This is a genomic window from Erythrobacter sp. A6_0, assembly GCF_017744235.1.
GTDB lineage: Bacteria > Pseudomonadota > Alphaproteobacteria > Sphingomonadales > Sphingomonadaceae > Qipengyuania.
The window spans coordinates 411,883-437,628 of sequence record NZ_JAGHQR010000003.1 but is presented as its reverse complement, the minus strand read 5'-3'; the positions used below and the strand labels follow the sequence as shown (position 1 = coordinate 437,628).

The window sequence follows — 25,746 nt, the reverse complement described above, 5'->3', positions numbered from 1 at the left end:
CGGTCAGAGCAATTCGCTGAAATCGCGCCGACCGATCGATTGCAGCACGGCGCGGCGCAATTCTTCGGCGCGGGCGATCGGCAGGCCGGGAAGGGCGAGTTTACCGCCGGCAAGGCCCAGATGCAGCGTCGCATAGCCGCGCCGCCGCGCGATCGGCCCGCGTGCGATCTCTACCGATTGCAGCTTCACGCGTGACGATATCGCCAGCTTCGGCGAGAGCCAGCCGTGGCGCGAATAGAGCTGATCCGCGTCGAGCGCGTTCTGCGTGTGGCGGAAGTGGAACGCTTCCACCACCGCCGTCCAGAGCAGGACCAGCAGCGGCGCGATCCAGAACGGCTCCTCGAAGAGAAACGCGACAATCGCGCTGATCGGCAGCAGCACCAGCGCGGCGATCGCCACCCTGTCCACGCGGTAGCGCTTAGACGCCATCTGCCATTGCGCATCGCCTGCCGGAAGATGGAAACCGGTTTCGCGCACGATCGGCGCAATCTCATCCATCTGCGCAAAGGGAGCCGCGTCGTGATTGGCGCCGCCGCTGTCCTGCGCCAGGCTGACCACGCCCAACCGGTGCCAGCCGAACAGGCGCCGCACGATCCCCGTCCCGAGCCGCAAGGCCTGCACCCGGTGGATCGGCATGACCACATCGGTGCGGGTCAGCAGCCCACGGCGGCGGCGCAGCCCCTTATCCGTCCGCTCCAGCCGGAAGTTCCATTCGCGCAAGGCCGTGCGGACGACGCCCGTCACCAGCCCAAGAAGCAGCAGCGCAATAATCGCGATCGCTCCGGCAATCACCTGGCCGACCACGCCCAGCGCCAGCAGCCAGCCGCCCGGCCCTGCCAGCAATCGCTGCCATTCCCGCCATTCCCAGATGTCGAAATCGAGCAGGAAATCCACCTGCTGGACCGCGCCTGCCACCACGGCGACCACCGCCAGCGAAAATTCGAACAGTCCGAAGGTCAGCACTCGCTTCGGCCCCATGGCGAACAGGACCGGCGCTTCGTCCTCCCCTTCGCTCGCCGCGATGGGCGCGCCGCCCGCCTTCTGGTTGCGCACCAATTCTCGCAGACGTTCTCCCTCCGCTTCGGAAAGATAGCGCAGCGTGATTTCGTCCTTGCCGCCCGCCCCGGTTTCGAACCGCACTTCCGTCAGGCCGAGCAGGCGCGGGATCGGCTTCTGTTCGAGGCTGACATCCTGAATGCGCTCGTAGGGAACCGCGCGTGCGGTGCGCGACAGGAGCCCGCTTTCGACGCGGATATCCGCGTGGTTCACCGTGTAGGTAAACCGCAACCATTGCGCGTAGGCGAGCGCGAAATTGAACGCGATCACTGCCAGCACGATGGGCAGAAAGTAAGCGAGCGCATCCAGTTCGCCATCGCGAAAGATCGAAAAGGCCAGGAAGCCGAGCGGGATCACCAGCTGGCCCAGCAGCGTCACACCGCTCACCGCGAAACTGAGCGGATCGGTCCGGCGGGCCTCGCCGTCGGCGGACAAAACAGCCTCGTTCACTGCGTGTCGCGCCGGATCGCGGCGCGGATCGTTTCGCGCATCGCCAGCGCGTCTTCGTTATTGAGGCCCGGCAGCTGGACCGACGCATTGTGGCTGCCCGCCGTGTGCACGGTCAGCGTCGCGATATCGTAGGCTCGCTCAAGCGGGCCCTGATCGACGTCAATATGCTGCACCCGCCCGAACGGCACCACCGTGTCCGAATGGAACAACAGCCCGCGCACCACGCGCAACCGCTCCTCGCCCAGCGCATAGCCCCGCGCCGACCAGCGCCGCTGCGGCACCCGCAGGATCAGCAGCGCGGCGAAGATCAAAACCGGAATGACGAACACGCCGTTCCAGCCGGGAACGGCAAATTCCGCCACCAGCGCCCCGACCAAGAAGACCGCGGACCAGATGCTGGCGACGATGCGCAGCACGGTGCGATAGGCGGGGTCGAGCGGAGTGAGGTCGGCAGGCGTCAACTCGGGGGGCGTGGTCATTGCGTCCTATCTATCTAATACACCCGGCGCAGGCAACACGCGTCTCAGCGCCTCTGGTCGAAACGCCGACCGACCAGCGAAGCGGCGATATTGGTCTTCTGCACATCGGTGGTCCCGCCCGCGATCCCCCAGGCGAAGCCGTCGCGCACGCGCTGCTCCATCCCGTATTCCTTGTGATAGCCATAGCCGCCCATCACCTGCATCCCGTCGGCAGTCACCGAACGCGCAATCTCGTTGGCGAAGCATTTGGCGACGCTGCTTTCGTAGACGCTGGGAAGGCCGTTTTCCTGATATTCGGCATTGGCCGCAGCGCGATAGATAAGAAGGCGCGCCGCCTCGACCCGCATCGCCATATCCGCCAGCCGCAGCTGGACCGCCTGGAAATCGACGATCGGCTTGCCGAACGCCGTGCGCTCCTGAACGTAGGCGGTCGCCTGCTCCAGCGCACCGGCGGCGAGGCCGAGCGACTGCGTGGCGTTGCCGCAGCGTTCGAGGCCGAAGGCGCTCATCAGCTTCCCGAACCCGCCCGCGCCGACGATCAGATTGTCTTGCGGCACGCGCACCGCGTCGAAGGCGATGTCGCGCGTTTCGATGCCGCGAAAGCCCATCAATTCCTCGCGCTTGCCGAAACCGACGCCCGGCATGTCCTTGTCGACCAGCAGCGCGCCCACGCCCTTCGCTCCCGGTGCGTCGGACAGGCGGCAATAGACGACATAATAGCGCGCGTGCCCCGCGCCGCTGGTCCAGCGCTTGCTTCCGTCGAGGATGTAATGGTCGCCGTCCTCGCGCGCACGGGTCGAAAGATCGGTCAGCGCGGTGCCCGCATCGGGTTCGGACATCGACACGGCCACCGTCGCTTCGCCCCTCACGACTTGAGGAATGATCCGTTCTTTGAGCGCTCCGGACCCGAACCGATCGACCGTGCGCACCGGCCCCACCAGCGCTTCGAATACCGGGAACGCCACTGCATTCGAGATCATGGCGAACTGTTCGAGCACCAGAAGCGCTTCGAGATGGCCGAGCCCCAGCCCGCCATATTGCTCGGGAAGATTGACGCCGAGAAACCCCATCTCCCCATAGCGCCGCACCATGGCATCGGGGACGGGAAAGTCCTTGGCCTCCATCTCGCGCGCCAGATCCGGCAATTCTTTAACGGCAAAGGCGCGCGCCGCATCCTGAAGCTCGCGCTGCTGCTCGGTAAGCCGAAAGTCCATGATGCTCTCCCTCACCCTGCCCATGCCGCTCACGAGGGGCGAAGTCGAGAAGGCTTGAGACAGTCCGGATGACCGGTTCCGCACTTGAAGAGCGATTGAGACGAAATCGGTTCCAACAGGCGGGAACGATTGGAAGACACCGCTTTGCCGCTCGAAATTTATTCGTTAGACGGCGCGCATGCCCCGCAGCACCACCTCTTCGGCCGATTTCAGCGCTCGCCTGTCCTTCTGGCTTCTCAGCGCCTTTCTGGTGATTCTCTGGATCGCAGGCGGTGCGTCGCGGGCCGATGTTTCAGGCCAGGCCGTGGTGCGGTTCTTTGCCTGGATTTTCCTCATCGTCTTCGTTCTATTCTCGGCCCGTTTCGATTGGCGTCGGGTCAAGCCGATCGCGATCTTTCTCGGGCTGGCGATCCTGCTCGTCTTCCTGCAGCTTGTGCCGCTACCGCCCGAGGTGTGGACCGCGCTGCCGGGCCGCGAATTGCTGAAAGGTGCCGCCGAAGTCAGCGACCAGCCGCAACCATGGCGACCACTGTCGATTTCACCCAGCGCAACCGCGAACGCGCTGGGATCGCTGGTAGTGCCCGCGCTCGTCCTGGTTCTCTGCGCGCAATTGACGCGAGACCAACACCGGCGGATTGCGTCTATTCTGCTGGGTTTGATCTTCGCGGGCAGCCTGCTGGCGCTGTTACAGTTCTCGGGCGCGAATTTCGATAATCCGCTGATCAATTATCAGGACGCTGCGGTTTCCGGAAACTTCGCTAACCGCAATCATTTCGCCCTCTTCGTGGCGATCGGATGCTTGCTTGCGCCGCTCTGGGGCTTCCGAGGCGTAGGGGCTACACGGTGGACTGCGATCATCGCCTTTACCCTCCTACCTTTCTTTCTACTTGTGGCGCTGGCGACAGGCTCTCGCGCGGGCGTCTTGCTGACTGCTTTAGCCATTGTGGCAGGCCTTTTCTTCAACCGCGACGAGGTGAAGCGCCAATTGCAAGCTTTGCCGCGATGGGCCGCGGGTGCGACGGTGGGTTTGGCGATCGTCCTCCTCGTCGGTGCCGCAGCCCTATCCTTTAGCTTGGGCCGGGCCGTATCGATCGATCGCGTCTTCGTTTCGAACGCTGGGGAAGATCTGCGCGCACAAGCCCTGCCTTCCGTTATCGAGACCCTTATGCGCTATTTCCCGGCCGGATCGGGGTTTGGTGCGTTCGATCCAGCCTACAGGATCGGGGAGGTCGATGCATTGTTGCAACCGCGATATTTCAACCATGCGCATAACGACTGGCTCGAAGTCGTTCTGGACGGCGGAGTTCTTTCAGCGGTGCTGCTTGCGGCCATCATTATCTGGGTAGGCATATCCGCAGTCCGGACTTGGCGACGGAAAGTGCAGAATGCAGGATTGGCGCTGCCGGGCGCTTTCGCCGTGGTGCTCATCATGCTCGCAAGCGTTCCAGATTATCCGGCGCGGACCCCAATGATAATGGCGCTGCTCGTAATCGCGGCGGCATGGCTGCACTTAGGCTCAGGTTCATCATCGGATGCGTATCCGGCAGATCGCCCACGGCCTTAACTTTACCTTCCCGAACGTGCGATCTATAGCGAGCGCGCCATATCCTCCTAACGGACGTGACTATTTATATGCGAAATTTGACTGGCTTGGCTGCGGCGGCCTGCCTGCTAACAGCTTGCGCAGGGACACCGCCTATTCAGTCGGCACCGGGATTGACGGTGATCGATGGTCAATCTGCTTTGCCAGCGCCCGATCGGGGCGATTTGGCGGCGGAGGACCGGATCGCACTGGTAGGCCCATTGGATACGATAACGGTGAATGTCTTCGGAGTTCCCGAGCTGAGCCGGGAAATGCAGGTCGATGCTGGTGGGCGTATCGCAATGCCTCTCATCGGCACCATTGATGCAGGCGGAAAGACGCCGGCCGAACTCGCCAGGGACGTCGAAAGCCAATTGTCCGGCCGGTACGTGCGCAACCCGAACGTGACAGTGAATATCGTGAGTTCGGTCAGCCAAGTCGTCACCGTCGACGGTCAGGTCGTCGAACCAGGTCTGTACCCGGTCACCAATCAGATGACCTTGCTGCGCGCAGTCGCCTCCGCTCGCGGCCTAACCGAATTCGCCGATCAGGACGATGTGGTTATTCTGCGCACGGTCGGTGGGCAGCGGATTGCCGGGCTCTACAATATCGGCGCTATCAGACGCGGGCTTTACGAAGATCCCGCACTCTATGCGAATGATTTGGTCGTGGTAGGTGACAGCCCTCAACGCAGGCTGTTCCGCGATTTCGTTAGCGTGGCGCCGTTGCTCGCTTCTCCCGTCATAGCATTGTTGCAATAGTTCGATCGGATTTATGAATAGTCTTTCTTCCCATTCCGATCCGTTTCGGAACGCGCCTGAAGGTTCGGCCCCAGGATATACCAATCCCACCGAGCAGACTGGGCCGTCGATACTCGAGCAATATCTTCGGATCGCTCGGCGCTGGCGCTGGGTGATCCTGGGCGCGATCGCTGTCTGCGTGTTGCTTGGTCTGATCGTCACCTTGCTGATGACCCCACAATACACCGCGACCTCGACGGTTGAAATTTCCCGCGAAGCCGATCGCGTTACCAATATCGAGGGTGTCGAGCGCGAAGCGACCGCTTCCGATCAGGAATTCTACCAGACCCAGTACGGCCTGCTGCGCGCACGCTCTCTTGCCGAGCGCGTGGCGAGCGAATTGAACTTGGTGGACGACCCGGAATTTTTCGAAATGTTCGGTTTCGACGGTTCCGGCGATCCCGCATTCGAAATTACGAACGAGCGATATTCCGCTGAAGGCAGGGCCGAACGTCAGCGCGAGGCAGCGGATATTCTGCTGACCAATGTGACTATAAACCCGACCCGGCTCTCGCGCCTCGTCGATATCAGCATGACCAGCCCCGACCCGGCTTTCTCCGCGGAAGTCGCCAATTCGTGGGCCGAAAATTTCATCACGACCAATCTGGAGCGCAAGGTTCAGGCAACATCCTACGGTCGCGATGCGCTGCAGCGCCAATTAACTGAATACAAGGAGCGGTTGGACGAATCGCAGCGACAATTGGTCGCTTACGCTTCCGATCAGGAAATCGTGAATCTTCCATCGGAAGGCGGCAACGATGGTACGAATACGCAAGAACGCCCCATCGTGGTCGACAATCTCGCATCCCTCAATGCCGCTCTGAATGAAGCCACGGCCGATCGTATCGCGGCGGAGGCGCGGTTCCGGCGCGCAGGCGGCGGCGGAAGCTCGGCCGAAGCGCTGAGCAACAATGCGATCAACAATTTGCGTCAACGGCGCGCCGAACTGAACGCCGAATATCAGGATCTGATGATACGCTTCGAGCCAGGCTACCCACAGGCGCGGGCCATTCAATCTCAGATCGAAGCTCTCGATCAGGCGATCGCTCGTGAAGAATCGCGCGTTTCAGGTTCAGTCAGAGCCGAATACCAGCAGGCAGAAGCGCGTGAGCAGGCGCTTCGACAACGTGTCAACGCGCTCACCGATGAATATCTCGACGTCCGCCGTCGTTCGATCCAATACAATATCTACCAGCAAGAGGTCGATACTAACCGCGCACTCTACGATGGATTGCTGCAACGTTTCCAAGAGCTTGGCGTCGCGGCAGGCGTCGGCGTCAACAATATCGCAATCGTCGATACCGCCAACGTTCCGGAGCGCCCTTCGAGCCCCCGCCTGCTTATCAATCTGCTCGTTTCGCTTCTCGCTGGCATCGGCATCGGTGCCGCGCTCGCCCTCGCGCTCGAACAGCTCGACGAAGCGATCGCTGATCCGTCGGAAGTACAGCGCCGCCTCGGCCTGCCTCTTCTGGGCACGGTGCCGAAAGTGGATGAGGACGAAACACCTCGCGATGCTCTGCTCGATCGCAAATCGGAAATGGTCGATGCCTACATAGCGGTGCAGACCAATCTGGCCTTCACTACCGAGCATGGCGTTCCGCGCTCCTTCTCCGTCACTTCGACAAGGCCGGCGGAAGGCAAGTCGACGACTTCGCTTGCTCTGGCCACCATGCTTGCACGTTCGGGCAAACGGGTGATCCTGCTGGATGGCGATATGCGTTCGCCTTCGGTGCATCATCTCGGCAATGTCAGTCACGATCGTGGAGTGAGCAATTTTCTTGCAGGCGATGAAGACTTCACGGGTTCGATCTTCCGTATGGACGATTTGGGTATCGACGCGATGAGCGCAGGGCCTATCCCTCCGAATGCTGCGGAATTGCTTACCGGCGACCGGATGCGGGGCCTGATCGATCGTCTGCACGAAAAGTATGATCACGTCGTCGTCGATTCTCCGCCCGTCATGGGACTCGCCGATGCTCCGCTGATCGCGGGACATGTCGAAGGTGTGATCTATGCCGTGGAGTCGCACGGCATCCGTTCCACACAGGTCAAGACAGCTCTCGGAAGACTTCAGGCGGCACATACCCGTGTGTTCGGCGCCGTGCTCACCAAATTCGAAGCCCGCAAGGCTCATTACGGCTATGGCTACGAATACGGCTATGGCTACGGACGAGATACGGACACGAAGGCTGCCTGATGGCGCTAAGGGGTAGCAAAAGTTCTGGGAAGCGCAGCCGCGATGGCGGCTCGGCAAAGCGGTCGAGCCGCGAATGGATTGCGCGTGGCGGGCTGGCGCTCGGCCTTGCGGTGCTGAGTTACATCGGTACCGCGAGCAGTTTGGCCCATGTCGTCGTCAAGGCCGATCCTGCGCAAGCCCATCTCATGGCGCCTGACAACGGCGTCATTCTGGCCGATTATGCTCAGACTTCCTTCACTCGCAGACCCGTCAAGGAAGCGAACTCCGCCCCCGCGAATCTGGCTCGAGAGGCTTTGCTCGCTGAGCCTACGGCCGCCGATGCACTGACCGTCCTTGGCTTCCAGGCCCAATTGCGCGGAGATACGGCACAAGCAGACCGGATCTTCTCATATTCCACCGCCATATCGCGGCGCGAATTGCGGCCCCGCCTGTGGGCGATCGAAGAATCAATAGCTCGCGGAGATATCGCCGGCGCTTTGCGCAATTACGATATCGCGCTGCGCACATCCAACGATGCGCTCGGCCTGCTCTTTCCTTCCCTGACCGCTGCGCTGGCCGAACCGCGTATCCGTGCTGCTCTGCTCCCCGTCCTAGATTCCGATCCCGTGTGGAAGGATAGTTTTCTCGGCTATATCGCGAAGACCGGCATTGAGCCTGAAGGCGCGATAGCCTTATTTCGGGAGGGCCGCGCCATTGGTCTTGAGGCGTCCGAAGATGCACAAGCCAATCTGGTCAACGCGCTTTTCGGACAGAATAAGCGTAGCGAAGCATGGGCCTATTACCGGACCTTTCGGTCCGGAGCTCGCCGCGATCTATCGCGCGACCCGAATTTTGCGCTCAATACAGCGGTTAAGTCGGTCTTCGACTGGCAGACGGGAACCGACACGCGTCTTTCCGCGGCGATCTTGCAACAAGGAAATCGTGGAATCCTCGATTTTTCGGTTCCGCCGAGTGTCGGGGGCGCACTTGTCAGCCAGGCGCAGTTGCTTCCCCCCGGTCCGTATCGTCTCGAAGGGCAAAGCCGCGGGATCGATCAGCCTGAACGATCACGACCTTATTGGTCTCTGACCTGTCAGGACGGACGCGAACTCGGTCGCATTGTGCTTCCTAATTCGGATCAAGATTCAGGCCGCTTTACCGGTCGATTCGACGTTCCCGCAGGATGCGTATCCCAGACCCTTACGTTGGTAGCGCGATCGACCGACGACATCATGGGTGTCAGCGGCCAGATCGAGAAAGCAAGGCTGATTCCCCTGTCATGAAACTTTTCGCGCCCACGATCGCCCTGATGTCTTTCGCCGTTCTGTCCACACCCTGCCTGGCGCAGTCATTCCCAATCGACCCCGGTGCGCGCCAGTCAGAAGCGAAAAGTCAGGGAGAAGGGCTCGGCGAAACGGCGCGCACCGCCGATGCGGGTAATGGAGAAATCGGTCAGCGCCAGACACGAGACGATGTCGCGCCGAACGTCGAGCCGCTCGGCAGACTCGACAACCGGATCGAGAATCGCGTCCAGAACCGTCTGCGCAACCGCGTTGATCGCAATTACGACGCGACGGCGAACGCGACGGCGCCGTTCGAACGCGCACAGACAAGAACGCGCACTGCGGTCGGTCGCCGTCCGCGATGAACTTGCTGGCCAGGGAAGCACGTCCCTGGCCTCTACTGACTAAGCTAAATCTTGCAGGCAGCCGATGGCAAAGCGCGCACGGTCGCTTTCGTCGGGATACGCCGTTTCGACTTCGTCGCGCGTAAGCTGTGCATCTTCCGCCGATGCGCCAGCCCTCGCGCGTTGATCGTACAAGGATTGCGCTTGCGCGAAGGCTTTGAGCTGTTCGTCGGACAGGGCCCCACGCATCCGTCCCTCGATCGCTTGGAGGGCCAAGCTGCAAAGGGTCGCACGGTATTGCGGAGACGCGGACTCGTCGATCTCGTCACTGCCAACCGTCAGCAGACGCGCGATGCGCTTATCCTCTTCTGTAAACGTGCGCTGCTGCGAGGTTTCCGTTTTCTCTTCCGGACCTTCGCTCGACGAACAGGCGCCGACGATACTTAAAGCGATCAATACCGGAAAATGCGCAATTTTTATCATCGCAGCCGTTTAGCAAAACAGGCGACCTTACCAAACCGAATTCAGCCTGGCGATCGACAGGTCCGTTCTCCTCAGACCGAAAAGCAACCGGACCTCTTGTCCGGCGAGAATGGTGCTGCTGGGGAGGATTGAACTCCCGGCCTCACCCTTACCAAGGGTGCGCTCTACCACTGAGCTACAGCAGCGTCCGGGCCGCCGGGAAATTTACCCGGTGGCGAGGCGCGCGCTATTGGCAGTTGGCCCGCCAAAGTCAAGCCGCGCTTGCGATTTCGAGGCTTAACCGCAAAAGGTTGCGCAATGACGAAGGGCAAGACCACCGGCGGAGACTCCGCGACCCGCGAAGAGCGGCTCGCCGCGAAACTGCGTGAAAACCTCAGGCGGCGCAAATCGCAGGCACGCGCGATCGGAGACGATGCGCGCGAATCGGACCCTTCGCTTTCCAAAACCGAGGGCGAACGCTAACGAGCGGCGCTCACGCGTTCTTCGCAGATACCCAGGACAAGCTGATGACCAAACTGATCCTCGTGCGCCATGGCCAGAGCGAATGGAATCTCGCCAATCGCTTCACCGGCTGGTGGGATGTCGGCCTGACCGAAAAAGGCGTGGCCGAAGCGAAAGCGGCGGGCGAGCTGCTGCGCGACAAGGGCGTGCTGCCGACGGTCTCTTTCACCTCGCTCCAGACCCGCGCGATCAAGACGCTGAACCTCGCGCTGGAGGCGTGCGACCGGCTGTGGATCCCGGTGACCAAGGACTGGCACCTTAACGAACGCCATTATGGTGGCCTCACCGGGCTCGACAAACAGGAAACGCGCGAGAAGCATGGCGACGATCAGGTCCATATCTGGCGCCGCAGCTTCGACGTGCCGCCGCCCGCGATCGACAAGGGTAGCGAATACGATCTGTCCGGCGATCCGCGCTACGCCGGTATCCCGGTGCCCGCGACCGAGAGCCTGAAGCTCACCATCGAGCGCGTCCTGCCTTATTGGGAGAGCGCGATCCTGCCGCAATTGTCGGCGGGCGAGACGGTGATCATTTCCGCTCACGGCAATTCCCTGCGAGCGCTGGTCAAGCACTTGTCGGGCATCTCGGACGAGGAAATCACCGGCCTGGAAATCCCGACTGGCCAGCCGATCGTCTACGAATTCGGCGACGATCTGCGCCCCTCGGGCGAGCGCTATTATCTCAAGGATGCCTGAAATGAGCGCTGCGGGTAAAATCGCTATCGTGATGGGCAGCCAGTCCGACTGGCCGACCATGCGATGCGCCGCCCAAGTTCTGGACGAGCTTGCGGTCGAAACCGATATCCGCATCGTCTCGGCCCATCGCACGCCCGATCGCATGGTCGAGTTTGCGCGCGCGGCGGAAGGCGAGGGGATCGCGGTGATCATCGCGGGCGCAGGCGGCGCCGCGCATCTGCCGGGCATGATCGCGGCGATGACGCATCTGCCCGTGCTGGGCGTGCCGGTGAAATCCAAGGCGTTGAGCGGGCAGGACAGCCTGCTTTCGATCGTCCAGATGCCGGCCGGGGTGCCAGTCGGCACGCTGGCCATCGGCGAGGCGGGCGCGACCAATGCGGGCCTTCTGGCCGCGGCGATCCTGGCCGGGAGCGATGCCGCGCTGGCCGATCGCCTGAAGGCATGGCGCCAGGCACGCAGCGATGCCGTTGCGGAACGGCCCGAAGGGTAATCCGATGCTCAAACCAGGCAGTACGATCGGCATTCTCGGCGGAGGCCAGCTCGGGCGGATGCTCGCGATCGAGGGCGCGCGGCTGGGCTATCGCTGCGTCGGCTTCGCGCCAGAGGGCGACAATGTCGCATCGCCCGTCTGCGACGATTTCTTCACCAACGACTGGAGCGACAGGCCCGCGCTCGCCGCCTTTGCCGCGCAGTGCGATGCGATCACGCTCGAATTCGAGAACGTGCCGCTCGCCGTGGCGGATGCGCTGCCGAAAGATCGCCTGTTCCCGCCGCGCAAGGCGCTGGAAGTCGCGCAGGATCGATTGATCGAGAAACGCTTCGTCGCCGATCTGGGCGGGCGGCCCGCGCCGCATGCGGCAGTCGACAGCCGCGCCGATCTCGACGCCGCGATGGAATCGATCGGCACGCCCGGCATCCTCAAGACGCGCGGCGAAGGCTATGACGGCAAGGGCCAGTGGCGCCTGAAGGACGAGCGCGATGCCGACGGCGTTGGAAATATCTCGCAACCGGCGATCTACGAAGGCTTCGTGACCTTCGAGGCGGAATTTTCCGTCATCCTCGTGCGCGGCCAGGATGGCGAGATCCGCTTCTGGGATTCTTCGCGCAACATCCATCACGACGGCATTCTCAGCGCGTCCGTCCTGCCCGCTGGGGAGGCGGTCGAGGCGCAGGTCGAGGAAGCGCGCGACCTGTCGCGCCAGGTCGCCGATGCGCTCAAATATGTGGGCGTGCTGACGCTCGAATTCTTCGCCACGAAGGATGGCCCCGTCTTCAACGAAATGGCCCCGCGCGTGCACAATTCGGGCCACTGGACGATCGAGGGCGCGGCCACCAGCCAGTTCGCCAACCATATGCGCGCCGTGGCGGGCCTGCCGCTGGGCGATACGGCCACGATCGCCCCGCAGATCCGGATGGAAAATCTGATCGGCCCGGAAGCGGACACGGCGCACGATCTGTTGAGCGAGCCGGACGCGCATCTGCATCTCTACGGCAAGGCCAAGGCTCGCGAAGGGCGCAAGATGGGCCATGTGACGCGGATCGTCCGCGCGTGAGCGATCCGCAATTCACGCTCGTCTATGCCCGCGCGGCCAATGGCGCGATCGGAAAGAACGGTACCCTGCCCTGGCATCTGCCCGCCGATCTGAAGCGCTTCAAGGCGCTTACCATGGGCAAGCCGATGGTGATGGGGCGCAAGACCTTCGAGAGCCTGCCGGGCCTGTTGCCGGGGCGCCGCCATATCGTCCTCACCCGGCGCGAGCGGTGGGATTGCGAAGGCGCCGACGTGGTTCGCTCGGTCGACGAGGCGGTCGCCCTGCTTGCGGGGGAACCGGCCTCCGTAATCGGGGGCGCGGCGATCTTCGACGTGTTCCTGCCCATCGCCACGCGCGCTGAGCTGACCGAGATCCACGCCGATTTCGACGGCGACGTGTTCATGCGCCCCCTCCCTGCAGGCTGGGGCGTGGTGGCGCGCGAGGATCATGGCGAGGATGGCGATCGCCCGGCCTATTCCTTCGTCAGCTACGAACGCGACGAGGATAGCGCGGCATGAGGTGGCTCGACCATCGCGAGACCGTGCCTGCCCCCTTGCGCGGTGCGATCATCGCGCTCGGCAATTTCGACGGGTTCCATCTCGGCCATCAGGCGGTGGCGAAGGAAGCCATCGACTGGGCGCGCCGCGAAGGGCGCCCCGCCATCATCGCCACTTTCGATCCGCATCCCGTGCGCTTCTTCAAGCCCGACGTGCCCCCTTTCCGCCTCACCACGCTGGAGCAGCGGCAGGAGCTTTATCTCGACGCCGGGGCGACCGCGATGCTGGTGTTCCATTTCGACGGCGCACTGGCGGGCACTAGCGCGGAGGATTTCATCACCGAAATCCTGCTCGACAGGCTGGGCGCGCATGGTGTCGTTTCGGGCGAGGATTTCACTTTCGGCCAGGGTGCCAAGGGGAATGTCGCGCTGCTGCAGGGGTTCGGCGCGGAGCGCGGCCTCGCCAGCCGCACCGTCGGCGCGGTGATCGACGATGGCCGCGCGATCTCGTCCAGCCGGGTGCGCGAAGCCTTGCGCCAGGGCGATCCGCAGGAGGCCGCACGACTCCTCACCCGCCCCTTCGCCGTGCGCGGCGTGGTCCAGCATGGCGACAAAAGAGGCCGCGAAATCGGCTATCCCACCGCCAACCTCGCGCTCGAGAAATATCTGCGCCCGCATTACGGGATCTACGCCGTGACGGGCCGCATCCTCGGCACGGGGCAGGAGCTGAAAGGCGCGGCCAATGTCGGGATGCGGCCGCAATTCGAACCGCCCAAGGAATTGCTTGAACCCTATTTCTTCGATTTTTCCGGCGATCTCTACGGGCAGGAGATCGAAGTGGCCTTCCACCATTTCCTGCGCGGCGAAGCGAAGTTCGACACGCTCGATGCGCTGACCGACCAGATGGCCAGGGATTGCGACGAGGCACGGCACCTGCTCGGCTAGGCGGTTCGTCGAAACACTTCCCTACACGCCCCGTTTCGGTTAGCGGCGCAGGCCTATGTCCGACGCCGATCCCCAGCAATCAGAACAGCGCGATTATCGCGACACCGTCTTCCTGCCGAAGACCGACTTTCCCATGAAAGCGGGCCTTCCCCAGAAGGAGCCGGGCATTCTGGCCCGCTGGCAGGACGAGAACCTCTACGAAAAGCTGCGCGATACCCGCCGGGGCGCAGAAAAGTTCATTCTCCATGACGGCCCGCCCTACGCCAATGGCGATATGCATATCGGCCATGCGCTGAACCGCATCCTCAAGGACATGGTGGTGCGCACGCAGGGCATGATGGGCAAGGACGCGCCCTTCGTGCCCGGCTGGGACTGCCACGGCCTGCCCATCGAGTGGAAGGTCGAGGAACAATACCGCAAGAAAAAGCGCGACAAGGACGACGTGCCGCGCGCCGAATTCCGTGCGGAATGCCGCGATTACGCCGCGAAATGGGTCGAGGTGCAGAAGGGCCAGCTCGAACGGCTCGGCCTGATGGCGGATTTCGCCAATTCGTATCTGACGATGCAGTTCGAAAGCGAAGCGACCATCGTCGCCGAGCTGATGAAGTTCGTGGAAGCCGGCAACCTCTATCGCGGCGCGAAGCCGGTGATGTGGAGCCCCGTCGAAAAGACCGCGCTCGCCGAAGCCGAGGTCGAATACGAGGACATCACTTCGACCCAGATCGACGTGGCGTTCGAGATCGTGGAATCGCCGATCCAGGAACTGGTCGGCGCGCACGCCGTGATCTGGACGACGACGCCGTGGACGATCCCGGTGAACCAGGCGATCGGGTATGGGGACGAAATCCACTACCAGCAGCTGAGCGATCCAGATGATGGTCGACGCTTCTTGGTTGCCTTCGACCTCATCGATGAATTTCGAAATCGGTATGGCAAGCCCCTTCGCGTGGTGTCGGATGCGAGCATTTCAGACGTAATCGATGGCCTCAAAGATATCGTCGAGCACCAAGTAAAAGGCTCCGAGCTGGCCGGAACCAAGGTTCGCCATCCGATGCACAAGCTCGGCGGCTTCTACGAAACCTTGCGCCCCATGCTGCCCGGCGATTTCGTCACCACCGATAGCGGCACCGGCCTCGTCCACATGGCGCCCGATCACGGCGAGGACGATTTCGACCTCTGCAAGACCGTGGGCATCGAACCCGTCTTCGCGGTCATGGACGACGGGCGCTATCGCGACGATTGGCCGTGGCTGGGCGCGGGCGATGTGGATGCGGACGGCAAGGAGCGCCGCCGCGCGGTCATCAATCCGAATTTCAACGCGCCGGACGGGCCGATCTGTTCGGACCTTCGCGACGCGGGCGCTCTGCTGAGCGCAAGTCAGGATTACCAGCACTCCTACCCGCATAGCTGGCGCTCCAAGGCGAAAGTCATCTATCGCTGCACGCCGCAATGGTTCGTGCCGATGGACCGTCCGCTCGAAGGGCTCGCCCCGCGCAAGGTGGACAAGGAGCAGCGGTGGGAAGGCGAAGGCGGCGCGGTCGATCCCGCCGATGAGCAGACCAGCGAGCACACGCTGCGCAGCCTCGCGCTGAACGCCATCGGCGACACGCAATTCGTCCCCGAACGCGGGCGCAATCGCATCCGCTCCATGGTGGAGGGGCGGCCCGACTGGGTGCTGTCCCGCCAGCGCGCCTGGGGTGTGCCGATCACCTTATTCGTGCGCGCGGACGGCTCGTATCTGCAAGACGCGGACGTGAACGCGCGCGTCGTCGCGGCAGTGGGCGAAGAAGGCGTCGACGCTTGGCGCGAGGAGCGCAAGAATGAGTTCCTCGGACCCGATCACGATCCCGACGAATACGAGATGGTCACCGACATTCTCGACGTCTGGTTCGATTCGGGCTGCACCCACGCCTTCACGCTCGATGGCACGCGCTGGCCCGACCAGCGCTGGCCCGCCGATCTCTATCTCGAAGGGTCGGACCAGCATCGCGGCTGGTTCCAGTCGAGCCTCTTAGAAAGCTGCGCCACGCGCGGCCGTGCGCCATACGACGCCGTCCTCACCCACGGTTTCACCATGGCGAGCGACGGGCGCAAGATGTCCAAATCGCTCGGCAACACGATCGATCCTTTGAAGGTGATGGAGCAATACGGGGCGGACATCATTCGCCTCTGGGCCCTGTCGGTCGATTACACTGAGGATCACCGCATCGGCGACGAGATCCTGAAGGGTGTCGGCGACCAGTATCGGCGCCTGCGCAACACCTTCCGCTATCTGCTCGGCGCGCTGGCCGGTTACGACGAGAGCGAAGCGGTTGCGCCCGAACACATGCCGCAGCTCGAACGCTACGTGCTGGCGCGGCTCAAGCAGGTCGACGGCGCGCTGCGCGAAGCGGCGACGGGCTACGATTTCGATCGCTATGTCCGTACGCTCGTCGATTTCTGCAACGAGGACCTGTCGGCCTTCTATTTCGATATCCGCAAGGACCGGCTCTATTGCGATGCGCCGGACGGGATGGAGCGGCGCGCTTATCGCACCGTGCTCGACACGCTGTTCCACGCCCTCGTCCGCTACGCCGCGCCGGTGCTGGTGTTCACGTCCGAAGAGGTCTGGGGCACGCGCTTTCCCGATGCGGGCTCGATACATCTCGAAACTTGGCGCGACCTGCCGGACTGGCGCGACAAGGGCCTGAGCGAGCGCTTCGGGGCGCTGCGGACTTTACGTGAGGATGTGATGGAAGCGATCGAGCCATTGCGGCGCGAAAAGATCGTGCGCTCCGGCCTCGAAGCCGACGTCACCGTTCCCGCCGAACGCGTCCCCGAAGGCTTCTCGGACGCCGATCTCGCCGAAGCGTTCATCACCGCGTCAGTCACGCGCAGCGATAGCGCCGACGTGACTGCCAGCCGATCATCCGAGGACAAATGCGGGCGCTGCTGGCGCCTGCTGCCGAGCGTGGCCGAAGACGGCGCGCTGTGCGATCGCTGCGAGGCCGTCGTCGCCGAGCTGGACGCCGAAGGAGTTTCGTCGTGACCCCGGCCCGCCGCAATCAGGCGATCGGCATCCTGATCGCCTTCGCCATCTTCGCTGTGGACCAGGCGATTAAATACTGGGTCAAGGGCCCGCTGATGCTGCGCGAGCGCGGCGTGATCGAACTCGTCCCGTTCTTCGACCTCAGATGGACCCAGAATTTCGGCGTATCGCTCGGCATGTTCGAAGCGACCAGCCCGGAAATGCGCTGGGCACTGGTGGCGGTGACGGCAGGTATCGCGCTGGTCGTGACGGTCTGGATGATCCGCGAGGAGAAGTTCGGCGATATTCTCGGCCTTGCACTGGTGCTGGGCGGGGCGCTCGGCAACATCAAGGATCGCTACGATTACGGATACGTAATCGACTATGCCGACCTTCATTTCGGCGATTTCCGCCCCTTCCTGATCTTCAACGTGGCCGATGCCGCGATTACCATCGGCGTGGTGATTATCCTTGCCCGCGCCTTTTTCGTGCGCGACACTGCCGACCAGATGATGGCCGACAGCGCGCCAGCCGCCCATTCCGATACGCACGCTCGCTCAGCGGAGACCAAGCCATGACCAAGACCTTCACCTTCGCCCTGCTGGGCGCCTCGGCCACCCTGCTGACCGCTTGCGGCGGCGGCGGCTTCCTCGAACGCGAGCGGCCCGACGAATTCGCCGTGCAGCGCCAGGCGCCGCTGGTGGTCCCGCCCGACTTCAACCTCGTCCCGCCGACCGCTGGCGCCCCGCGCCCCGCCGAAGGCACCGCGCAGGAACAAGCGCTCGAAGCCCTGTTCGGCGGCCCTGCCCAGCGCAGCGGCGTCGAAACCAGCGCGCTCGACCGCGCCGGTGCCGCCGCGCCGGGCATCCGCACCGCAGTGGGCGATCCCGAGACGAACACCGTCGCCAAGGGCTCGATCACCCGCGACATCATCGCCGCCCCCGAAGGCGAAGGTCGCGGGGCCAGCGCCGTAATTCCCGGCTGACGCCGGGTATTATTTGCTTGTTTGCGCACCCGCCTCCGCGGGCGCGATTTCCTCGCGCCTGACGGCGCTCCGGGCGGGCGGTCGCCCTTGCGGACCCTGCGGGTCCGAGCTCCGCCACCAAGCCCATGAGTTTGAACTGGAACGGGCTGCGACCAGCAGCCCGCGAGGCCACGCGGCCGCCCCGCAGGTGCCCCGAAGCGAAGCGGAGGGAACAGCGCCGAGGACGAACCCGCGGAGGCGGGTTCGAAATACGAAGACTTACCCGTCCCCGTCAGACTCGACCGTTTCGCGCGGTGCTTCCTCGCTCACCAGCAGTTTATCGATCCGGCGGCCGTCCATGTCGATCACTTCGAAGCGCCAGCCCTGTTCGGTGAAGACCTCGCCTTCCTCCGGCAGCTTCTTGAGCACGGCCAGCGCGAATCCGGCAGCGGTCGCGAATTCGCGGTCGTCGCCGTAATCGAGGCCGAGCCGGTCGCCCAAAGCGTCGGCCGAAAGTGAGCCGGAGATCAGGAGCGATCCGTCCTCCCGCTCCACCACGCCCGGCGATTCGCCGTGTTCCTGATCGCTGGCGAAATCGCCGACCAGCGCCGTCAGCACGTCGACCGGCGTCACGATCCCGTCGAGATGACCGTATTCGTCGTGCACCATCGCCATCGCGACATCGGCATGTTGCAGCACGCGCAGCGCATCGACCGCGTCGAGCTGGTCGGGAACCACTTCAGCCTTGCGGGCGATGGCGCGCAGATCGACAGTTTCGCCCGCCACCATCAGCGCCAGGATCTCGCGCACCTTGGCGACGCCGATCACCTTGTCGGGAGACCCCTCGGCGATCGGCATCAGCGAATGCGAGCTTTCCTCGATCGCCGCGCGGATCGCGGTCGCGTCCGAATCGGCGTCGATCCAGTCGAGCTGGTTGCGCGGCGTCATCACTTCGCGCACCGGCCGCTGGGCGAGGCGGACCACCCCCTGAAGCATCTGGTGCTGTTCGTGCTCGATCACGCCGGTGCGGGTCGCTTCGGCGAAGAGCATGTGCAATTCCTCCGCCGTGACGGAGCTTTGCCCGCCCGGGCGCACGCCCAGCAAACGGATCAGTAGGCCGGACGATGCATCGAGCAGCCAGACCAGCGGCGCGGCAATCTTCGACAACAGCTTCATTGGGCGCGCCATGATGATCGAAATCGGCACGGCCGCCCTTAGCGCGACCTGCTTGGGCACCAATTCCCCGATCACGAGGCTGGCATAGGTGGTCAGCGCGATCACCAGCGCGAAGCCCGCCTGGTCCGCATATTCGGTCGGGAATCCCGCCGCCGCCAGCCGCTCACCCACCGGGCCGCCAAGGCTCGCACCGGAAAAAGCACCGGCGATGATGCCGATCAATGTGATCCCGATCTGGACGGTCGAGAGGAATTTGCCGGGGTCAGCCGCCAGCTCCAGTGCGGTCTGCGCCGCGCCATTGCCCTTCTGTGCGCGGGTCTGCAGCGTGCCGGTGCGCGCGGAAACGATCGCCAGTTCGGACATGGCGAACACGCCGTTGAGCACGATGAGCCCGGCGATGATGACGAGGTCGGTCCAGGGAAAGGGTGTCACCCGATCCGCGCTAGCACAGTTGGGGCTTAAGGCCAGCCCAAGCGATGTCCGTTCCGTGCGGGCAGAATGGAACGCCCGCCCGCTTCGAAGGTTGTTGGGCCAGACGCGATGGTGGGCGCGTCCCGAATTATTACGTGATCAGGGGAGGTCCGGAACCGTCCGGCGCCCGCAAAAACAAAGGATAGTATCCATGAAACGATCGAAATTCGTCGTCGCCGCTCTCGCATCGGTCTCGCTGCTGGGCGTGTCGGGCTGCGTTACCGATCCCAATACGGGCGAACAGAAGATTTCGCGCACGGCCGTGGGCGGCGTGCTGGGCGCTGGCGCGGGCGCGCTTCTCGGCGGCGTCATCGGCGGCAAGACCGGACGCATCATCGGCGCGGTCGGCGGCGCTGCTGCGGGCGGCTATGTCGGCTATCGCATGGACGAACAGATCAAGGAACTGCGCGAAGGCACTGCCGGTACCGGCGTGGACGTCACCTCGGTCGATGGCGGCGATGCCATTCTCGTCAACCTGCCCGACGGCGTGACCTTCGCTACCGGCAGCGCGACGATCTCGCCCGCCTTCCGCGACCTGCTCGACAATGTCGCCAGCAGCCTGCGTCAGTATCCGAACAGCCTGATCGACGTGTACGGCTATACCGACACCGTGGGCTCGTCCGCTGCGAACCAGCGCCTGTCGGACCAGCGCGCCCAGGCCGTCGCCAATTATCTCACCTCGCAGGGCGTGGCTTCCTCGCGCATCCGCTGGATGGGCTTCGGCGAGACGCAGCTGAAAGTGCAGACCGGCGACAATGTGGCGCAGCCGCTCAACCGTCGGGTCGAAATCAAGATCATTCCCTTCGACGCGCAGGACGTAAACGAAGCGCGTCAGCAGGGCATGTAAGTTCCCCCGCACTTGCGGATAACTGGAAGGGGCCGGTCTTCGGATCGGCCCTTTTTTCGTGTTTAATTTCAACAGCGTGCCGGCGTCGAAGCACCGCCGGGCTAGAGATCCTTGTCGCCCCCGATTTTCGCCGCGCGGCCGGCCAGGCGCTCGATCGCGGCGGTGTGGATCGCGGGCGCGCAGGCGATGACGCCGAATGCGCGCGGATCGCGCTTGTTGAAATCGAGCGTGTTTCCGAACGCATCGCTGACCGCTGCGCCCGCCTCGCGCGCGATCAGCGTCGCCGCGCCGACATCCCATTCGAACCCCCAGCGCAAGGTCGCGACGAGGTCCGCCTCGTCCGAACCGACCATGGCGATGCGCAGCGCGATCGAATTGGGCTTGTCCACCATGGAGAGGTCGCGATCGACCTTGGGCAGCGAATCGGTCGGCACGCGTGCGCCGGGCAAATCCTTGCGCGTCGAGGCTGCAAGCTTCGTGCCGTTGCGCCACGCTCCTCGGCCCGCGACCGCGGTCCAGGTCTCCTCCCGCGCCGGAGCGCTCAAAATGCCGATCAGAGGCCGGCCCGCGCTCACCAGCGCGACCGACACTGCCCAGCCCCTACGCCCGCGAATGAAATCGCGCGTGCCGTCGATCGGGTCGACAAGCCAGATCAGAGAGCGGTCGAGCCGCGAATGATCGTCCCCTGTTTCTTCCGACAGCCAGCCCGCCGAGGGCAGCAACTGGCCCAGCTCGCGCTTCAGGAATTTGTCGACCGCAAGGTCCGCCTCGCAAACCGGCGCGCCGGGTTCCTTCTCCCACGAATCGAGATCATGGCCTGCGCCCGGCCACAGATCGTAGGCGATCCGGCCCGCTTCGGCGGTGATCGATTCGAGGCGTTTGGCGTCTATCATCAGGAGTGCAAGGCAGGTGCACCCGGATTGGCCACTTTTCAAGCGCCTCCATACATGCTTAGGCGCGCGGCAAACCACTTTCGAACCCAATCCCATCGTATCTGTGCGCGAAGGACGCTTTAGCCCCATGAACATCCACGAATACCAGGCCAAGGAACTGCTCGCGAAATACGGCATCGCCGTGCCCACCGGCTATGCCGCGATGACGGTCGAAGAAGCGGTCGAAGGCGCGAAGAAGCTGCCCGGGCCGCTCTATGTCGTAAAGGCGCAGATCCATGCCGGCGGCCGCGGCAAGGGCAAGTTCAAGGAACTGGGCCCCGACGGCAAGGGCGGCGTGCGCCTGTCGAAGAGCGTCGAGGAAGTCGAAGCGAACGCCAAGGACATGCTCGGCAACACGCTGGTGACGATCCAGACCGGCGACGAAGGCAAGCAAGTCAACCGCCTCTACGTCACCGACGGTGTCGACATCGCGCACGAATATTATCTCTCGATGCTGGTCGATCGCGCCACCGGCCAGGTCGCCATGATCGCATCGACCGAGGGCGGCATGGATATCGAGGACGTCGCCCATGAGACGCCCGAAAAGATCACCACCATCACGATCGATCCGGCGCAGGGCTTCATGCCCCACCACGGCCGCGCGGTGGCCTTTGCGCTGAAGCTGGAAGGCGACAGCAACAAGCAGGCGCAGAAGCTCGCCAAACAGCTTTACACCGCCTTCATGGAACTCGACATGGAAATGCTCGAGATCAATCCGCTGGTCGAAGACAAGGACGGCAACCTTTCCGTCCTCGACACCAAGATGAGCTTCGACGGCAACGCGCTCTATCGCCACAAGGACGTGGAAGAGATGCGCGACGAGACCGAGGAAGACCCGGCCGAGGTCGAAGCGAGCGAATACGACCTCGCCTACATCAAGCTCGACGGTAACATCGGCTGCATGGTAAACGGTGCCGGCCTCGCCATGGCGACCATGGACATCATCAAGCTGAACGGCGCTTTCCCGGCCAACTTCCTCGATGTCGGCGGCGGCGCGACGACCGAGAAGGTGACCGCGGCGTTCAAGATCATCCTCAAGGACCCGGCGGTCGAGGGCATCCTCGTCAACATCTTCGGCGGCATCATGAAGTGCGACGTCATCGCCAACGGCATCGTCCAGGCGGCGAAGGACGTGAACCTGTCGGTTCCGCTGGTGGTCCGCCTCGAAGGCACCAACGTGCAGCAGGGCAAGGACATCCTCGAAAACAGCGGTCTCCCGATCGTCAGCGCCGACGATTTGGGCGATGCAGCGAAGAAGATCGTCGCCGAGGTCAAGAAGGCGGCCTGACTTCGCTCGAGGGTAAGTCAGCGACAAGCAAAAGGCGGGCTTCTCCACAGGAAGCCCGCCTTTTTCGTGTCCGCTCACGATAGGCCGGTCCCAGCCGGGAACGCCGCCCCCTTCCCGTCCGTATCTTGCGGGAGCGCGCTTTTCTGCGCGAGTGCGACTTGACGTTTACGTAAACGCAAGCTAGAAGCGCGGCAGATTATTCGAGAGGAAGGAAGTCCCATGAAAATCCTCGTCCCCGTCAAGCGGGTGATCGATTACAACGTTAAGCCGCGCGTCAAGGCGGACGGGTCGGGCGTCGACCTCGCCAACGTCAAGATGAGCATGAACCCGTTCGACGAAATCGCCGTCGAAGAAGCCATCCGCATCAAGGAAGCGGGCAAAGCGGAAGAAATCGTCGCTGTCAGCATCGGCCCGGCAAAGGCGCAGGAAACGCTGCGCACCGCCCTTGCAATGGGTGCGGACCGCGCGATCCTGGTCGAGACGGACGACGAAGTCGAACCGCTCGCCGTTGCCAAGATCCTCAAGGCCATCGCCGAAGAAGAACAGCCCGGTCTCGTCATGCTCGGCAAGCAGGCGATCGACGACGATTCGAACCAGACTGGTCAGATGCTCGCCGCGCTGATGGGTCGCCCCCAGGGCACCTTTGCCAACACCGTCGAGGTCGAAGGCGACAGCGTCACGGTGAAGCGCGAAATCGATGGCGGCCTCGAAACGGTCAAGCTGTCGCTCCCCGCGATCGTCACCACCGACCTGCGCCTCAACGAGCCGCGCTACGCTTCGCTGCCCAATATCATGAAGGCGAAGAAGAAGCCGCTCGATACCAAGAGCCCGTCCGATTACGGCGTCGATATCGCACCGCGCCTCAAGACGACCAACGTCTCCGAACCGCCTGTCCGCCAGGCGGGCGAAAAGGTAGAGGATGTCGATGCGCTCGTCGCCAAGATCAAGGCGATGGACCTCGTCTGAACCCCGCGAAACGAGAAGGAATAAGATTATGAAAACCCTCGTTTGGGTCGAACACGACAATTCCAGCTTGGCCGACGCCACGCTCGCAGCCGTTACCGCCGCGAGCAAGCTGGGCGAAGTCCACCTGTTGGTCGCAGGCGCGGATTGCCGCGCCGTGGCAGAGCAAGCCGCGAAGATCGCGGGAGTGGGCAAGGTCCATGTCGCCGACGATGCGGCGTACGAGCACGGCCTTCCCGAAAACGTCGCGCCGCTGATCGTCGATCTCATGGGCCACCATGACGCGTTCGTTGCGCCTGCCACCACCACGGGCAAAAACATCGCTCCGCGCGTTGCCGCCCTGCTCGACGTGATGCAGATCTCGGACATTCTCTCGGTGGAAGGCGACAAGACCTTCACGCGCCCGATCTACGCCGGCAACGCCATTGCGACGGTAGAATCCAGCGACGAGAAACTGGTCGTCACCGTGCGCGGCACTGCCTTCGAAAAGGCGGACGCCGAAAGCGGTTCCGCCGAAATCGAAGACGTCTCCGGCCCGACCGGCGATGGCCTGTCGAGTTTCGTCAGCCAGGAAATCGCCGAGAGCGAGCGCCCCGAACTGACCAGCGCCAAGGTGATCGTTTCGGGCGGCCGCGCCCTCAAGGATGCGGAAACGTTCGAAGAATACATCATGCCGCTCGCCGACAAGCTCGGCGCGGGCGTGGGCGCGAGCCGTGCGGCGGTGGATGCCGGATATGTGCCGAACGATTATCAGGTCGGCCAGACCGGCAAGATCGTGGCTCCGGAAGTCTACATCGCGATCGGCATCTCCGGCGCGATCCAGCATCTGGCTGGCATGAAGGATTCCAAGACCATCATCGCCATCAACAAGGACGAAGACGCCCCGATCTTCCAGGTCGCGGATATCGGCCTGGTCGGCGATCTGTACAAAGTCCTGCCGGAGCTCACCGAGAAGCTCTGAAGTCTTTCCAGACTAAACAACCCGAAAGGCCGCCGGAGCGATCCGGCGGCCTTCTTCGTATCTCGGCCCGATCCGGCTCGATTTGTCGTTGCAAATCACTGCCGTAGCAAGGCACCTTGCGCCGAGACACCGGGGGGTTGCAATATGACGATTCGAGCTATTCTTGCGTGCGCTGCGCTTGCCGGGCTGGCGGCGCCTGAAGCCCCCGCTTTCGCAGCGCAGGACGATCGGGGGCCGACGGTCATCGATCCGATGGGTCCATGGCAATTGGACATGGCAGAGAACAACTGCCGGTTGGCGCGCGCTTTCGGGACCGAAGAAAAGAAGACGCTGTTCTTGCTTGAACAGTGGGATCCTTCGACGGAGGTCTCCTGACTGGTGGCGGGCGACGCGGTCAAAAGCTACAGATCGCGGCGTTCGGCGTCCTTCGCCTTCGGGCCTGGCGGCGATGCCGAAGCCTTCGACTTCCTGCCATCGACTTTCGGCGATTTCGGCACCGTGGTTCGGTCCGTCTCATCGGTCGTGCTCCAAGAGGGCGCAAAAGACGAGCGCGAGGAGGATGACCGCGACTACGATGCCGATCCGCGCGGACTGCCGCACCTGTACGCCGATGAGGCGGAGGGCATCACCTATCTCGATATCGGCCGCAGTTCGCCCGACGATATTCGTCTGAATCTGGGCGACATGAAGAAACCGCTCGAAGCGTTGAACCTCTGCATGGCCAATCTGGTCGAACATTGGGGCTTCGACGTGGATCGTCAGCGCGAGGTCGTTCGCCCTCCCAATTTCCTCAACCCGAAAAACGTCGTCGATCAGATCCTGCGCAGCTATCCATTGAAAGCGCTTAGGAGCGGTGCGCAAGCCGATTTCCATCTCCGCCTTACCGTTGGCGAGAATGGCAGCGTCGAAAAATGCGCCCTGATCAATCAGACCATAGCGGACAATTTCGACATGAGCCGCCATCCCTGTACAATCTTCAGCCGAAGCGCGCGGTTCGCCCCCGCCACCGATGCCACCGGGACGGCCGTGCCCAGCTATTATGTCACGCGAATCCTCTATCGCATGCCGGGCTGAGGGCGATGCAACGTAAAACGAAAGCTC

At 63.3% G+C, this 25,746-nt stretch carries 26 protein-coding genes, 1 tRNA gene and 1 pseudogene; 21 read left to right on the top strand and 7 right to left on the bottom strand.

All coding sequences use genetic code 11. The features are described from left to right. Positions 1-3: 3 nt before the first annotated feature. Genes J7347_RS10980 through J7347_RS10970 form a run of 3 tightly spaced genes read right to left on the bottom strand, consistent with a single transcriptional unit; the run spans position 4 to position 3,199 of the window. Positions 4-1,506 (bottom strand): PH domain-containing protein, encoded by a 1,503-nt coding sequence (locus J7347_RS10980; protein WP_209162053.1) that lies wholly within the window; start codon positions 1,504-1,506, stop codon positions 4-6. Next, a complete protein-coding gene (locus tag J7347_RS10975) occupies positions 1,503-1,985 on the bottom strand; it encodes a PH domain-containing protein (protein ID WP_067682373.1) in 483 nt (160 codons plus the stop codon). The genes J7347_RS10980 and J7347_RS10975 overlap by 4 nt, the downstream gene beginning before the upstream one ends. 44 nt (positions 1,986-2,029) lie before the next feature. After that, entirely contained in the window at positions 2,030-3,199 is a 1,170-nt protein-coding gene (locus tag J7347_RS10970; RefSeq protein WP_067682376.1) for an acyl-CoA dehydrogenase family protein, read from the bottom strand. 178 nt (positions 3,200-3,377) lie between these two features. Here J7347_RS10970 and J7347_RS10965 point away from each other — a divergent pair, with 178 nt between their 5' ends. The 6 genes and pseudogenes from J7347_RS10965 to J7347_RS10945 all read left to right on the top strand — a co-directional run bounded on the left by J7347_RS10965 (position 3,378) and on the right by J7347_RS10945 (position 9,405). Continuing rightward, entirely contained in the window at positions 3,378-4,763 is a 1,386-nt protein-coding gene (locus J7347_RS10965) for an O-antigen ligase family protein (RefSeq protein ID WP_209162052.1), read from the top strand. Positions 4,764-4,921: 158 nt separating this feature from the next. Continuing rightward, a complete protein-coding gene (locus J7347_RS10960; protein ID WP_233999343.1) occupies positions 4,922-5,542 on the top strand; it encodes a polysaccharide biosynthesis/export family protein in 621 nt (206 codons plus the stop codon). A 13-nt stretch (positions 5,543-5,555) separates the two neighbouring features. After that, positions 5,556-5,864: pseudogene (locus J7347_RS13500) on the top strand (Wzz/FepE/Etk N-terminal domain-containing protein); the annotation flags it as partial. A 504-nt stretch (positions 5,865-6,368) separates the two neighbouring features. Further along, positions 6,369-7,778, top strand: a complete 1,410-nt coding sequence (locus J7347_RS13495) for a polysaccharide biosynthesis tyrosine autokinase (protein WP_348521615.1) — start codon at positions 6,369-6,371, stop codon at positions 7,776-7,778. Then, the gene (locus J7347_RS10950) at positions 7,778-9,040 is read left to right on the top strand and encodes a hypothetical protein (RefSeq protein WP_209162050.1); all 1,263 of its coding nucleotides are present in this window, start codon (positions 7,778-7,780) and stop codon (positions 9,038-9,040) included. Before J7347_RS13495 ends, J7347_RS10950 begins: the two co-directional genes overlap by 1 nt. Then, positions 9,037-9,405 carry a hypothetical protein gene (locus J7347_RS10945; RefSeq protein WP_209162049.1) on the top strand — a complete coding sequence of 123 codons (369 nt, stop codon included), beginning with the start codon at positions 9,037-9,039 and terminating at the stop codon, positions 9,403-9,405. Before J7347_RS10950 ends, J7347_RS10945 begins: the two co-directional genes overlap by 4 nt. A gap of 39 nt (positions 9,406-9,444) precedes the next feature. Here J7347_RS10945 and J7347_RS10940 read toward each other — a convergent pair whose 3' ends face one another. Together J7347_RS10940 and J7347_RS10935 are read right to left on the bottom strand one after the other, a co-directional pair. Beyond that, positions 9,445-9,867, bottom strand: coding sequence for a hypothetical protein (locus tag J7347_RS10940; protein WP_209162048.1), 423 nt, complete (start codon positions 9,865-9,867; stop codon positions 9,445-9,447). 110 nt (positions 9,868-9,977) lie between these two features. Further along, a tRNA-Thr gene (locus J7347_RS10935) sits at positions 9,978-10,052 on the bottom strand. Between the two features lie 112 nt (positions 10,053-10,164). On the opposite strand from J7347_RS10935, the gene J7347_RS10930 reads away from it, so the two are divergent. The 9 genes from J7347_RS10930 to J7347_RS10890 are packed head-to-tail and all read left to right on the top strand — an operon-like array spanning position 10,165 to position 18,028. Next, on the top strand, positions 10,165-10,329 hold the full coding sequence (locus J7347_RS10930; RefSeq protein WP_209162047.1) for a hypothetical protein: 165 nt from the start codon (positions 10,165-10,167) through the stop codon (positions 10,327-10,329). Between the two features lie 44 nt (positions 10,330-10,373). Continuing rightward, on the top strand, positions 10,374-11,063 hold the full coding sequence (gene gpmA, locus J7347_RS10925) for a 2,3-diphosphoglycerate-dependent phosphoglycerate mutase (protein WP_209162046.1): 690 nt from the start codon (positions 10,374-10,376) through the stop codon (positions 11,061-11,063). A 1-nt stretch (position 11,064) separates the two neighbouring features. Further along, positions 11,065-11,553: a 5-(carboxyamino)imidazole ribonucleotide mutase gene (purE, locus tag J7347_RS10920; protein ID WP_067683114.1), complete on the top strand. Its 489-nt coding sequence runs from the start codon at positions 11,065-11,067 to the stop codon at positions 11,551-11,553. 4 nt (positions 11,554-11,557) lie between these two features. Beyond that, on the top strand, positions 11,558-12,616 hold the full coding sequence (locus tag J7347_RS10915) for a 5-(carboxyamino)imidazole ribonucleotide synthase (RefSeq protein WP_209162045.1): 1,059 nt from the start codon (positions 11,558-11,560) through the stop codon (positions 12,614-12,616). Then, positions 12,613-13,113, top strand: a complete 501-nt coding sequence (locus tag J7347_RS10910) for a dihydrofolate reductase (protein ID WP_209162044.1) — start codon at positions 12,613-12,615, stop codon at positions 13,111-13,113. Before J7347_RS10915 ends, J7347_RS10910 begins: the two co-directional genes overlap by 4 nt. Next, a complete protein-coding gene (locus J7347_RS10905) occupies positions 13,110-14,036 on the top strand; it encodes a bifunctional riboflavin kinase/FAD synthetase (protein WP_209162043.1) in 927 nt (308 codons plus the stop codon). The genes J7347_RS10910 and J7347_RS10905 overlap by 4 nt, the downstream gene beginning before the upstream one ends. A gap of 55 nt (positions 14,037-14,091) precedes the next feature. Next, on the top strand, positions 14,092-17,064 hold the full coding sequence (ileS, locus tag J7347_RS10900) for an isoleucine--tRNA ligase (RefSeq protein ID WP_209162042.1): 2,973 nt from the start codon (positions 14,092-14,094) through the stop codon (positions 17,062-17,064). Further along, positions 17,061-17,621, top strand: coding sequence for a signal peptidase II (gene lspA, locus J7347_RS10895; protein ID WP_067683124.1), 561 nt, complete (start codon positions 17,061-17,063; stop codon positions 17,619-17,621). Before ileS ends, lspA begins: the two co-directional genes overlap by 4 nt. Further along, positions 17,618-18,028, top strand: coding sequence for a DUF3035 domain-containing protein (locus tag J7347_RS10890; protein ID WP_067683125.1), 411 nt, complete (start codon positions 17,618-17,620; stop codon positions 18,026-18,028). The genes lspA and J7347_RS10890 overlap by 4 nt, the downstream gene beginning before the upstream one ends. 258 nt (positions 18,029-18,286) lie before the next feature. Here the strand turns inward: J7347_RS10890 and J7347_RS10885 are convergent, their stop codons facing one another. After that, complete coding sequence (locus J7347_RS10885) at positions 18,287-19,615, bottom strand: hemolysin family protein (protein WP_209162041.1); 1,329 nt, start codon at positions 19,613-19,615, stop codon at positions 18,287-18,289. 190 nt (positions 19,616-19,805) lie between these two features. On the opposite strand from J7347_RS10885, the gene J7347_RS10880 reads away from it, so the two are divergent. Continuing rightward, positions 19,806-20,501, top strand: a complete 696-nt coding sequence (locus J7347_RS10880; RefSeq protein WP_209162040.1) for an OmpA family protein — start codon at positions 19,806-19,808, stop codon at positions 20,499-20,501. Positions 20,502-20,602: 101 nt separating this feature from the next. On the opposite strand, the gene J7347_RS10875 is transcribed toward J7347_RS10880, so the two are convergent. Next, positions 20,603-21,394, bottom strand: coding sequence for a 3'(2'),5'-bisphosphate nucleotidase CysQ (locus tag J7347_RS10875; RefSeq protein ID WP_209162039.1), 792 nt, complete (start codon positions 21,392-21,394; stop codon positions 20,603-20,605). 127 nt (positions 21,395-21,521) lie between these two features. On the opposite strand from J7347_RS10875, the gene sucC reads away from it, so the two are divergent. From sucC to J7347_RS10850, 5 genes are all read left to right on the top strand, one after another. Beyond that, positions 21,522-22,721 (top strand): ADP-forming succinate--CoA ligase subunit beta, encoded by a 1,200-nt coding sequence (sucC, locus tag J7347_RS10870; protein WP_209162038.1) that lies wholly within the window; start codon positions 21,522-21,524, stop codon positions 22,719-22,721. 219 nt (positions 22,722-22,940) lie between these two features. Continuing rightward, entirely contained in the window at positions 22,941-23,687 is a 747-nt protein-coding gene (locus J7347_RS10865; RefSeq protein WP_067683135.1) for an electron transfer flavoprotein subunit beta/FixA family protein, read from the top strand. A 28-nt stretch (positions 23,688-23,715) separates the two neighbouring features. Then, positions 23,716-24,645, top strand: a complete 930-nt coding sequence (locus tag J7347_RS10860) for an electron transfer flavoprotein subunit alpha/FixB family protein (RefSeq protein WP_209162037.1) — start codon at positions 23,716-23,718, stop codon at positions 24,643-24,645. Between the two features lie 144 nt (positions 24,646-24,789). Further along, a complete protein-coding gene (locus tag J7347_RS10855; protein WP_209162036.1) occupies positions 24,790-25,020 on the top strand; it encodes a hypothetical protein in 231 nt (76 codons plus the stop codon). 3 nt (positions 25,021-25,023) lie between these two features. Beyond that, a complete protein-coding gene (locus J7347_RS10850; RefSeq protein ID WP_209162035.1) occupies positions 25,024-25,719 on the top strand; it encodes an energy transducer TonB in 696 nt (231 codons plus the stop codon). Positions 25,720-25,746: the final 27 nt, after the last annotated feature.

Coding starts and splice junctions, on each gene's coding strand:
- gpmA (WP_209162046.1), top strand. CDS start 10,374: ATGACCAAACTGATCCTCGTGCGCCATGGCCAGAGCGAATGGAATCTC.
- ileS (WP_209162042.1), top strand. CDS start 14,092: ATGTCCGACGCCGATCCCCAGCAATCAGAACAGCGCGATTATCGCGAC.
- J7347_RS10855 (WP_209162036.1), top strand. CDS start 24,790: ATGACGATTCGAGCTATTCTTGCGTGCGCTGCGCTTGCCGGGCTGGCG.
- J7347_RS10905 (WP_209162043.1), top strand. CDS start 13,110: ATGAGGTGGCTCGACCATCGCGAGACCGTGCCTGCCCCCTTGCGCGGT.
- J7347_RS10950 (WP_209162050.1), top strand. CDS start 7,778: ATGGCGCTAAGGGGTAGCAAAAGTTCTGGGAAGCGCAGCCGCGATGGC.
- J7347_RS10880 (WP_209162040.1), top strand. CDS start 19,806: ATGAAACGATCGAAATTCGTCGTCGCCGCTCTCGCATCGGTCTCGCTG.
- J7347_RS10930 (WP_209162047.1), top strand. CDS start 10,165: ATGACGAAGGGCAAGACCACCGGCGGAGACTCCGCGACCCGCGAAGAG.
- purE (WP_067683114.1), top strand. CDS start 11,065: ATGAGCGCTGCGGGTAAAATCGCTATCGTGATGGGCAGCCAGTCCGAC.
- J7347_RS10860 (WP_209162037.1), top strand. CDS start 23,716: ATGAAAACCCTCGTTTGGGTCGAACACGACAATTCCAGCTTGGCCGAC.
- J7347_RS10945 (WP_209162049.1), top strand. CDS start 9,037: ATGAAACTTTTCGCGCCCACGATCGCCCTGATGTCTTTCGCCGTTCTG.
- J7347_RS10970 (WP_067682376.1), bottom strand. CDS start 3,199: ATGGACTTTCGGCTTACCGAGCAGCAGCGCGAGCTTCAGGATGCGGCG.
- J7347_RS10865 (WP_067683135.1), top strand. CDS start 22,941: ATGAAAATCCTCGTCCCCGTCAAGCGGGTGATCGATTACAACGTTAAG.
- J7347_RS10915 (WP_209162045.1), top strand. CDS start 11,558: ATGCTCAAACCAGGCAGTACGATCGGCATTCTCGGCGGAGGCCAGCTC.
- J7347_RS10965 (WP_209162052.1), top strand. CDS start 3,378: ATGCCCCGCAGCACCACCTCTTCGGCCGATTTCAGCGCTCGCCTGTCC.
- sucC (WP_209162038.1), top strand. CDS start 21,522: ATGAACATCCACGAATACCAGGCCAAGGAACTGCTCGCGAAATACGGC.
- J7347_RS10940 (WP_209162048.1), bottom strand. CDS start 9,867: ATGATAAAAATTGCGCATTTTCCGGTATTGATCGCTTTAAGTATCGTC.
- J7347_RS10890 (WP_067683125.1), top strand. CDS start 17,618: ATGACCAAGACCTTCACCTTCGCCCTGCTGGGCGCCTCGGCCACCCTG.
- J7347_RS10975 (WP_067682373.1), bottom strand. CDS start 1,985: ATGACCACGCCCCCCGAGTTGACGCCTGCCGACCTCACTCCGCTCGAC.
- J7347_RS10875 (WP_209162039.1), bottom strand. CDS start 21,394: ATGATAGACGCCAAACGCCTCGAATCGATCACCGCCGAAGCGGGCCGG.